The 11,082-nt window shown below is 38.6% G+C and carries 10 protein-coding genes and 1 pseudogene; all 11 read right to left on the minus strand.

Annotated elements, in window-relative coordinates; genetic code table 11:
• Positions 1 to 2,204: TylF/MycF/NovP-related O-methyltransferase (locus tag AC6RV6_RS29430; RefSeq protein WP_500244435.1), on the minus strand; the 2,204-nt coding region annotated here is incomplete at its 3' end.
• Between the two features lie 40 nt (positions 2,205 to 2,244).
• A complete protein-coding gene (locus AC6RV6_RS29435) occupies positions 2,245 to 3,543 on the minus strand; it encodes a TIGR04372 family glycosyltransferase (RefSeq protein ID WP_500244436.1) in 1,299 nt (432 codons plus the stop codon).
• Between the two features lie 24 nt (positions 3,544 to 3,567).
• Positions 3,568 to 3,663, minus strand: coding sequence for a hypothetical protein (locus AC6RV6_RS29440; RefSeq protein WP_500244437.1), 96 nt, complete (start codon positions 3,661 to 3,663; stop codon positions 3,568 to 3,570).
• 59 nt (positions 3,664 to 3,722) lie between these two features.
• The gene (gene pseI, locus AC6RV6_RS29445) at positions 3,723 to 4,778 is read right to left on the minus strand and encodes a pseudaminic acid synthase (protein ID WP_500244438.1); all 1,056 of its coding nucleotides are present in this window, start codon (positions 4,776 to 4,778) and stop codon (positions 3,723 to 3,725) included.
• Positions 4,779 to 4,796: 18 nt separating this feature from the next.
• Positions 4,797 to 6,305, minus strand: coding sequence for a UDP-2,4-diacetamido-2,4,6-trideoxy-beta-L-altropyranose hydrolase (pseG, locus tag AC6RV6_RS29450; RefSeq protein WP_500244439.1), 1,509 nt, complete (start codon positions 6,303 to 6,305; stop codon positions 4,797 to 4,799).
• A 15-nt stretch (positions 6,306 to 6,320) separates the two neighbouring features.
• Entirely contained in the window at positions 6,321 to 7,049 is a 729-nt protein-coding gene (pseF, locus tag AC6RV6_RS29455) for a pseudaminic acid cytidylyltransferase (RefSeq protein WP_500244440.1), read from the minus strand.
• Positions 7,050 to 7,077: 28 nt separating this feature from the next.
• A complete protein-coding gene (gene pseC, locus AC6RV6_RS29460; protein WP_500244441.1) occupies positions 7,078 to 8,244 on the minus strand; it encodes a UDP-4-amino-4,6-dideoxy-N-acetyl-beta-L-altrosamine transaminase in 1,167 nt (388 codons plus the stop codon).
• Entirely contained in the window at positions 8,241 to 9,230 is a 990-nt protein-coding gene (gene pseB, locus AC6RV6_RS29465; RefSeq protein ID WP_500244442.1) for a UDP-N-acetylglucosamine 4,6-dehydratase (inverting), read from the minus strand. The genes pseC and pseB overlap by 4 nt, the downstream gene beginning before the upstream one ends.
• A gap of 212 nt (positions 9,231 to 9,442) precedes the next feature.
• Positions 9,443 to 10,075, minus strand: coding sequence for an SIS domain-containing protein (locus tag AC6RV6_RS29470; RefSeq protein ID WP_500244443.1), 633 nt, complete (start codon positions 10,073 to 10,075; stop codon positions 9,443 to 9,445).
• A gap of 1 nt (position 10,076) precedes the next feature.
• On the minus strand, positions 10,077 to 10,775 hold the full coding sequence (locus tag AC6RV6_RS29475) for a nucleotidyltransferase family protein (protein WP_500244444.1): 699 nt from the start codon (positions 10,773 to 10,775) through the stop codon (positions 10,077 to 10,079).
• Between the two features lie 25 nt (positions 10,776 to 10,800).
• Positions 10,801 to 11,082 (minus strand): annotated as a pseudogene (locus AC6RV6_RS29480) (hypothetical protein); the annotation flags it as partial.

The raw sequence follows: 11,082 nt of genomic DNA on the forward strand, positions 1-11,082 counted from the left end.
GGAAAAGGTATATTTTGACGTAAATTATAGAGAATAACCTCTGGATTATTGCTATAAAAATCAACATTAATCCATCCTGGGTGAAAATGCCCACCACAACCTAAATTGAGATACTCTTTATTATTTTTGCTTGCAAATAAATTATCTAAATCTAGAAATTTTGGCTTGGGAAACCAGACTCCTGTAACATCTAAAGCTGTAATTTCAAACTTAATATGACGAAGTAATTCAAATTCTTGAATTGCCTTGCGACATCCTTCCCAATATCCATAATCATCAACTTGGATGAAACCATTACTTGTAACGCGATCGTACAGGTTTTCAAAAATTGATCGAGTTGATTCATACCAATCTCCATCAGCATGAAGCAAAGCAATCGAGTTAATTTGCGATCGCAATGAGGGTAATGTCTCTTGAAAATAACCTTTAACAGTTTTAACAATATCGCTAACCCCAAAATCAGAGCAAAGCTGTTGAATATATTCTTCTGAAGCAGCACAAGTTCCTGTCCCCCATCCCGTAGATTCAGCTTTAGTGTTGCGATGCTTATCTTCTTCTGTAGGCATGGGCATTCCTGCAAAACAATCACAAGCATACAAGAAACGAGGTTGCTTGGTATAACGCTTAATGGTTAAGGCCATTAATAATGTCGATCCTCCCCCTGCAACACCGCACTCGACAAAATTACCTTCAATGTTGTCCAAACAAATTCGTTTGGTTAACGAAAAAAGAGAATATAAGCGAAGTTCTCCTAACATTGTATGAGGTTGAACCATTCTGAGAATGGTTTGAAATTCTTCATCTTCAATTTTTCCAGCCTGAAATTGCGGATTTTGGGCGAGGATCTCATCTAAAAGTTGACGTGCTTTTTGATTCTTGGGAAAGTACCTGAGTTCTTCATAGAGTGCTTGGATTGCAGCGCCAATTTTTTTGGATTCGAGAAAACAGATTGCTCTTAAATAGTCAATTTTTTCTTGAGGTTTTTTTTGGGATTTGATAAAATTGAGCGTTTGAAAAGCTTCTTGATAGTTTTTTGCCTCAATCTCTCGAACAATTTTTCTTAAAGAAAGATTAGAAATTATTAATCTTAATTGAGATATAACTTTATTTTTAATGATGGAGAATGGTTGACGCATTAGATTAAATTTCACTAACGTAAATACTTGTTTGAGATCGGAAGAGGGCTTGAATTCGGGCAATATGCTATTAACACTAATTGTTTCCGCCTGAATATATTTATACAATTCTTCAGCTTTTTGTATCTCTAGCTTCAAATTTTCTGAAGATTTAAAGTGCTTTCTTCCTAAGTAGGAATCTATAACTTCTTTTTGTTCCTTTGTTATTTCAGGTGTTAGACTTTTGAACAAATCTTTTAAAAACTGAGTCCGCTTACTCAATACATTGGAAACATCATTATTGGCTAATAATTCAGGTTTAGTTGCAAAAACAGAATCTGCCTCCACAGCATAATTAGATAAACCGATATTGATGTGAAAATAAGAACAACCAGATTTAATGGAATAAAATATATGAGAACCCCATTCATTACTAGCTGCGTAAGTGTGTTGAGAGCAAAGATGATGGAAGCGAAATAAAAAGGAAGGATCGTACATATGTCCTGCGGAAACAATATTAAAACCTCGCTTTTGAAAAGGTTTGTCATTTCCTAAATTAAAATCTCTCCAATAAAGACAGACAGATATAGGATAATAACGCTTATCTAATGATGCTAATTTGTCTGCTAATCGCTCATAATCTTGTTGGATTCTAAAATGATGAGTAGAATGACCCGGAAAAAAAATTGTTCCTTTTTGTTGAGGTCGAGGATTTTGCTTATTATCTTGCTCGACCAGAGCTAACATATAGAGATAAGGAGAAGCAACAGAAATAATATGCTTGTATTTTCCAGCTTGTTCGGCAGCCTTTTGATATAAATTCAGCAAATAATCTGGATAACAAAATACAGTTGGAAGGGTCGTCTTAATTTCTGCTTCCCAGATTGGATTATCTCTTAGATATATCCCGTGGGGATAAACAAATTTTAAAGGAATATCTTGAGGGTAATTAGCATATTTTTTCCAGATATAATTAAAACCATAATAGGCGTTAGCTCGAAAAATTTCGTTAGTTTGTAACGCTCTATCTGCACAAAGCAAGTCTAAAGATTTTTGTTGTTCTAGGGTTTCCTGTAATGTTAAAATCATGGGAAAATATAAAAACTTTCTTAGCGTTACTCAATCAATATCAATTTAATAAATCAATGTGTTTTCTTAAAAAATCAGCCCCAATTCTGGCTTTAATTCCCTCTTCAGGTTCAAAAGGATAGTAATGTTGCAAGATATCCCAAAATTGTTGCTGCAATTCTTTGTCCTTATTATGAGGTTGCCACTCTCCTTTTAATCGTTGGTCAATCTCGATAGCTAGAGCAGAAATTTCATCAGCACTATTGCTAACAAGCTCAACTCCAGCATCATGATATTCTTGAGATCGAGATGCACGATCGAGACCCAGTTCAAAGATTTCCCGTAGTGAGAGGAAGTGTTGTTTTTGTCTATGCCATAAGCGCTTCAAAGTAAAAGGTGTCGAGTTCCAATAGTATAATTTATAAAGTGGCAAAATTGCTGGAAAATTAGTAAAGGAAAAAGGCTTTCTCAATATAGCTGCTACTGCAAAAATACCAGAATCATTGCCTAACAGAAATTTGCAATTTCCCAAGAAGTAAAGATCGGCAAAGTCACTTTGACAAGAATGATTGGCATAATCAATAATTTCTGGACGATCGCTGAGCAAGGGTTCGGCTACAATTGCTCCCATGCGTAAAACAGAGTAACCGCGATCGGCCAATGCGATCGCGGCTGGGATCATGCTTTGAATACTAAAATCCCGGTAGTCGTGATAATTCCAGTTGATGTTGGGCTGAGTCTGTTTGAGATAGGCAGAATCTCGATTGTGAAGGCAAACCCAAGGTTTATCAAGAGGAATTCCTAATTCCTGAAGGAGATATTTACCTCGTTTTTCCTCTTCATCCGTGAAATAAAGATGGGGTTGAGTCTTGGCGAATAAATGATAATCAGAACCTCTTGCATACAATTTAACATGATGATTTTCTCTCCCTGTCCATTTTTTACAAGCCACATCCAAACGACGGATTTGCTCTACATGAGGAGTAATTTTAAATGTTCTGTCCCACATTTTTTGCAATTGACTGTTGCAAGTTGGTTTTGGACAACTAATAATATCAATGGTTGGTCTTTTCTGCCTTTCCCGTTCCCTAGCACAAAGATATGCTTCGATATCAATACTAAAATGACCGATGCGATCGCTTCTTATTATCCCGAAGCGAATCAAGACAAAAGGACGCAGAAGAATAACAGAAATGACAATAATTGCTTCTCCAATAACACGGAGAAAAAAACGTAACTTTTCCAAAAAAGCCAGACCTTTCAATCGAATAGATAAACCAGCTTCGAGGCAACCATAATAGATTTTATAAATTCCATCTTTAAGAGATTTAGGAACAATTTTTCTAATTTTCTGATTCATTTTATAACTCACTATTAAGAATTCTCAATCTATGCCACCATCAACACATTTAAGAGTAAAGTATTTTTCAATAAATGTCGCACCTAAAGCCACTCTTGCGATCGCAACACCTATGCCCACTGTACGATCGTTGAGGCAATTTTTCCTTCATATCTGAACAATAATGATGAGTCATCGTATTATTCAGCCAGTAATTCCCAACTCATGGGTGTTCCCTGTTTGATATCGCGCCAGATTTTTTTTCCCAGTAAAATATCGTAATATTTAGGAGGCAAGCCCAAACCCGGACGCAGTGATTTAAGATTGTCTGGCGTAAATATTTCTCCAGCCTGCATATCTCGGACAACATAAAGGGAACGTCGAAATACCTTAGAGGACTTCTCCGCATGGGTTGAACCATATTGGATGCGTCCTAAACTCTGCCAAGCTCTTACTGATTCTATAACAAGTTGTGCCATTTCTTCCGGCTGCATAGAAAAGACAGAATCTACACCACCATCAGCACGTTTGAGGGTAAAGTGTTTCTCAATGAACGTAGCACCCAAAGCAATACTTGCTATAGCAACACCTATCCCCATTGTGTGATCCGATAAGCCAACTTGAACATTAAATAAGTCGCGCAGATGAGGAATAGTCAGAATATTAGTATTTTCTGGACTGGCCGGGTAAGTGCTAGTACATTTGAGTAAAATTAAATCTTCACACCCTGTTTCTCGGACTGTGCGGACTGTTTCATCGAGTTCTGCTACAGTGGCCATACCCGTCGAAATGATGAGAGGTTTACCCGTGCTGGCGACTTTGCGAATGAGAGGTAAATCGGTGTTTTCAAAAGAGGCAATTTTGTAACAGGGAACGTCTAAAGATTCGAGAAAATCAACAGCAGTGGCATCGAAAGGGGTACTAAAGCCAATCATTCCTAATTCTCGACAGCGTTGAAATATGGGTTCGTGCCATTCCCAAGGGGTATAGGCTTTTTGATATAGTTCGTATAAAGAATGACCGTACCATAAACTGTTGCGATCGCTAATAAAAAATTCTCCTTTTTTAATATCCAGCGTCATGGTATCGGCTGTATAAGTTTGAAGTTTAATTGCGTGGACTCCAGATTTTGCTGCTGCTTCGACAATTTCTAAAGCGCGGTCTAGGGATTGATTGTGATTCCCAGACATTTCGGCAACAAGGAAAGGAGCATAGTTGAGTCCAATTTTTTTATCTAGAATATGAATTTTCTGCATATACTTACTCAAAATCATCTATATCTTTTTTTTATAACATAGAGCAGGATAGTTGTTTTTATGAAGTTGAGAAAATTTATAAAACCCTGCTTTTTCAAAGGCTCGAATCGAGCTAAAATTATTTAATTTAATTAAAGCTCGTATACTATTAACTGGATTTTGGCAAAAAAACTCTTCTGATGCTTTTTTAATTAAAATTGATCCCAAGCCACAACCTTGTTTTTCTGGAGCTATACTTACACTAACTTCTGCTTCATTTGTCTCTATATTTACCTCAAAACGAACTTGACCCATTGGATTATTTTGATAATCAAGAGCAATAAAAATAGAACAATTACTATCTTTTATTTTATCCTCAAACCATTTCTGATGAATTTCCCAAGGGATCGATTTTGAAAAGAATGAAGCATTTCTAATTTGAGGATTATTCGCCCATTCCCATAATAATTTACAGTCAGAATAGTTAACAGTACGCAATTTTAATATGTTTGAATTTAGAAGGCACAAAAGTCTTTCTATCCCTTTTCCATCTATCAATTTTAAAGCTAACTGTTTGAGCCTGACTCTACTATCAATTTTGGTGATGAGAGAGTGACATTGAGAAGCCAGTTTTGTGATTGAAAATGCGTCACGATCTCCGATATTGATAGCAATCTCTAGTTCGTCTAACTTTTGTGCGATCGCTCTCTGGTTATCAGCTAAAACAATAATTAAACTCGGTAAACCCATAAAAGCCAGTTCCCAATTTGTCGATCCTCCTGCGGCGATCGCGATGTCAGCCCATGCCATTAATTCAGGCATATTGGTTACATTTCGCTTGAGAGAAAGGGATAATGAAGACTGTTGCACTATCTTTTGTAACTGTTCGTAATGAGGATTACTTCCTCCCACAACGATCGCGACTTCTAAATCTTTAACTTGCACCTGTTGCAAGGCTTGAATAACTTTCAACGTTACATTATCGAGGTCGCTACCACCAAGAGTAACTAAAATCTTCTGGGCTATATCGGGCATTTCTCTTTGCCAGTTTTGCCACTGTAAAAACTCTTGTCTCAAGAGAACATAGCGAGTCCCTAATAAAAGTTTCGTGTAAGATTCCCGATGGAGATATAAACTCTCATCTGCATAAACATTCTGATTCAGGACTAAATCCGCATAGTAATATTCTGCGTGTCCATAATCATCAATGAAGAGTAATTTCAAACCAGCATTTTTAATCTGTTCCTGATATCGTGCATCAAAATGGTAGCCATCCACAACCAGCCAAGTTACCCCTAACTCTTGGGCTAAAGCGATCGTTTTTTCTGCATCCTCAATACAGCCTAAAGTCACCGATAATTGATGAACAGTAATTTTTTCTGTTTCTAAACGAGATCGCATTCCGCCAATTTCTGTCGCGATCGCAAAAACAGTTTCTCCTCCTACTTTTTGCCACCCTTGAGCCAAAGCCAAGCAGCGCATCAAATGGCCTGTACCAATCTGCACGGAGGCATCAACTCGGAATAGTAATGTTTGACGATTTACCATATCAAAATGATAGTTCTATCGTGTTTTCTCAGCTTCCAACAAGTTGTCAATCTCATTTCTTTTCGCGATCGCATCCCACATTAACTCAGCTTGCAGCCAATCTTCTTCTGTGTCAATATCCTGTACCCGCCAACGGGGAATCATGACAGGAATAGACCAGCGATCGAAAATGCGTTTTTGTTCTAACCATGCTTGCGGACGGCCCCAGTAAAACTGACCTGCATCGTGAAGCGCAAGAGGTAGGTCTTGCGATCGCTGACCAAAATGTTCTGGAAAAAACATTTCTACACCCCCATTTTCATCCTGTCGGAAAGCGCGACAAATAGGTGAAGGAAAATCTGTTGCTGAAAACGCATACGACCACTGGCCGCAATTGAGACTATTCCATCCAGCGATTAAGTCATTCACTTGCATCAAAGGGGTTGTCGCATAAATACAGCATACCCCTTCAATATCCCATCCTTGAGAGATTGCCCATTGAGTCCCATGGGCAATTACCTCGGTTGTTCCTGTAACATCATCTGCGAGTTCTAAGGGACGCAAAAAAGGGATTTTTGCTCCCCATTGACGGGCAATTTCAGCAATTTCTAAATCATCAGTAGAAACGAATACAGAGTTAAATAAATTAGAAAGTTTTGCCGTTTGGATTGCTCGAGCAATTACCGGGATTCCTTTAAAAGGACGAATATTTTTGTGGAGAATACGCTTGCTGCCTCCTCGTGCTGGAATAATCGCAATTTTCATCCCATATGATGATTTAGTAGAACTTTTCTCATCGTACAATATTTTGTAATTGTTTTACAATTTTATTTTGCTCTGCTCCATTTAAACCCGGATATAAAGGCAAGCTAATTGTTTCTTGATAATACTCCTCTGCTTGAGGAAAATCTCCCCACTGAAATCCCAACTGTTGGTAATAAGGTTGAGTATGTACGGGAATATAATGTAAATTTACACCAATCTTAGCTTCCCGTAAGGATTCAAATATCTGACTATATGTTTTATGAATTCGATCTCGTTTTAAGCGAATAACATATAAATGCCAACTCGATTTTGTTTCTGGATGCTGCCAAGGTAAGATAAGCGGCAAATTACTTAAAAGGCGATCGTAATGTTGTGCTAAAATCTTTCGCTGCCGTACAAATCGATCTAATCTTTGTAATTGGCTTAATCCCAATGCAGCTTGAATATCCGTGATGCGATAATTAAATCCTAATTCGAGTTGCTGATAGTACCATAATCCCGGAGATTGCTCGGTCATTAACTCGGAATCTCGTGTAATACCATGACTTCTTAATCGTATTAACTTTTCATACAATTCTTGTTGATTTGTCAAAACAATTCCGCCCTCTCCAGTGGTAATAATTTTGACGGGGTGAAAGCTAAACACGGCCATATCTGAATACTGACAACAGCCTATTGGTTTCTCTTGATAGCGTCCACCGATCGCATGAGAGGCATCTTCAATAATTCTCAACCCATAACGTTTGGCTAAAGCAAAAATTTGTTTCATTTCACAGGATTGTCCGGCAAAATGAACGGGAATAAGAACAGTGGGTAATTTCCCTTGTTTTTCGGCTAAAGCAAGTTTCTTTTCAAGTTTGTTAACACTTAAATTATAAGTTTTCGGATCGATATCGACAAAATCGACATTCGCACCACAATATAAACCACAATTAGCTGAGGCGACAAAAGTGTTAGGAGAAGTCCAGAGAGTATTTCCTTCCCCCAAACCGATCGCCAAACAAGCAATATGAAGGCCAGCCGTTGCGCTACTCACGGCTACAGCATACTGAACTCCGCAATAGTCTGCGATCGCCTGCTCAAAATTAGCGATCGCAGGACCTTGGGTAATTAACGGCGATCGCAATACTTCAATGACAGCATCGATATCCTGCTGGTTAATATCTTGCCGACCGTAGGGGATGTAATCATTCATGGAGCAAGCATAGCAAGTAAGCGATCGCCGCTCAGCCAATCTGAGTTGTTATTGGAACTGTATTGAAATCCTTCGGAAACTGGAGACCCTTTTTCACCAAGAGCATTGCAGCTAAAATCAACAGCACGATGATATTCAATCGTCGGCATAATCGTGTAGCAATCACTAAATTCAAATGTTAAGTGACAACTTTCTACTGGACACATGACCTCATGCAATTTCTCTCCCGGTCTGATTCCAACTATTTTGTGAGGAATACCGGGAGCCAAAGCTGCAGCCAGATCGACAATCTTCATGGAGGGAATTTTCGGGACAAAAATTTCTCCCCCTTGCATTTCCTCAAAACTCTGGAGAACTAAATCTACTCCTTGCTGTAAAGTAATCCAAAAACGAGTCATGCGCGGATCGGTAATCGGTAACTCGGTTGCACCTTCCTCAAGTAGTTTTTTAAAAAAAGGAACGACAGAGCCTCTAGAGCCAACGACATTACCATAACGAACGACAGAAAATCGAGTGTCTAAACTCCCTGAAATATTGTTAGCAGCAACGAATAATTTATCTGAGGCTAATTTGGTTGCACCGTAGAGATTAATAGGATTCACAGCTTTATCGGTTGATAGAGCAATTACTTTTTTGACTCCTCGTTCGATCGCGGCATCAATCACATTATTTCCACCGTGAATATTCGTTTTAATACATTCCATCGGATTGTATTCTGCTGCGGGAATTTGCTTGAGAGCGGCAGCGTGAATGACATAATCTACATCTCGAAAGGCCATGGCAAGGCGATCGCGATCGCGCACGTCCCCGATAAAATAACGCATGACAGGAGCGTTAAACTCCTGTGCCATTTCATACTGTTTCAGTTCGTCTCGCGAGTAAACAATGATTTTTTTGGGTTGATAGCGTTTCAGAAAGGTTCTGACGCACTGCTTGCCAAAAGATCCCGTCCCTCCAGTAATTAAAATAACGCGATCGTTAAACATTGAATTTTTCCTTAAGAGGGCAATAAGTTAGCATGTTTAGACAGAAATAGTTGACCCATACGAGGATTTATTCTTCCTCCTTCAAGAATATGATGGCTCAAATCATTTAGTTTTGTTTGCATTTTCTCACCTTCGGATGAGTATTTTCTTTTATTCTCTAAACGATCTAACATTTCAACTACAACTTTGTATTGTTTTCTATGGTATTTTTTCTAGCCAAGACGATTAGAATTGATCTCCACTTGTGCTTCAGGCAAGACACCTTTCATTAATCCATCTAATATACAATGACAAATACAAAGATGGGTAATTTCTGCGTAACCGTAGGACAGTGTAGGAACGTAAAAATTCAAACTTCCTAATTGTCGCAGGGGATTATCAGGTTTGAAGGCAGATAGTGTAATAACATAACATCCCATTTCAATACCTTGCTTGGCTGCTGCTACAATATTAGCCGATTGACCAGAACTACTAATGGCAAAAAGAATATCTCCTTTGCGAGCAAAAGTTGTGATAGGTTTACTGAAAACTTGTTCGTAACCAAAATCATTGCTAATACAAGTCAGAAGCGCTCCATCGTTGAAGGCGATCGCGGGAAATCCTCCATTTCGCCAATAGTCAATGGCTTGATGACTGGCAACTGCGGCACTCCCACCATTACCGACAAACATCACCTTATTTTGCTGCTGAGTTTGCTCTTTGACTAAGGTTGCTGCTTGGTTAATACCTTCAGAAAAAGAAATTGCTTTTCCGGTGCGATCGCTCGCTTGAAAGTTATCCTTCAAGTCAGATAATTGTTGAAAATACTCTAGGGAAAAAGATTGTTGAGAATGTTGTAAATTCATATCATAATTGCATTTGCAAATTGGCTCGTTTATAACTCTCTGGTGTCCCAATGTCTAAAAACGTTTCTTGGGTTTCATAAGTATAAATTTTCCCAGTTAATTGGCAAATAACCTCCGTTGTGAAATCTTTCGCCTCGTGGAAATCAGATTTTAGCATCTCTAAGAATGTTGGTGACAGTAAATAAATTGCACCATTCGCGAGATTGCTTGGCGGCGATGCAACTTTTTCATGAAACCCAATCATGACACCGCGATTGTCTAATTCAACGATACCACAGGTCGAGGGAGTATCGGTCCGAAATATCATCATCGTGAGAACGCATTCCGGGGGACGTTGTTGATGTGCCTGCTTAAAAGACTGAAAATCAGCCAAACAGTAATTATCAGCATGAATTAATAGTCCATCTTGTCCTTGAAAAAAATCAAGGTTGTCAAGAATCGTTCCTGCTGTTCCGAGAAGTTTTGGCTCGTAGATTAAAGTTGCCCTATCCCGATAAGAACTGGACTCGATAAATTCTTCCACGAGATCGCTGAGATAATGAGTATTGATTAAAAATGAACTAATTCCAGATTTACTTAATCTTTCTAACCAAATTTCCAGTAATGCCTTACCTTGAATGGGAACTAAACATTTAGGAATTGTATTGGTTAGAGGCCGAAGTCGAGTACCGTAACCGGCAGCTAATAAAAGAGCGTGCATTGTTCCAAAGTAATTCAACTAATACTTAATCTAACCATGCCGGGTCTTGACGCAAAAAATCAGCCCCAAAACGAGCGCGAAGTTCCCCATGTAGGGGATAGCCATGTCGTTTTTGCTCCTTGGGAAAAATCTGCCAGAATCGTTTTTGGAGTTCTTCATCGTCCGGTTGAGGCTGCCAATTTGCCTCTAAACGTTCTACCATTTCAAGGACTACCGCTTTAATTTCTTTTGGGGAATTTTCAATAAGTTTAAGGGTGCATCCCAAATTTGTAAAAACATCTTCTAAGAGAAAGTGCCGTTGAGATAA

The organism is Spirulina sp. LEGE 11439, assembly GCF_059821285.1.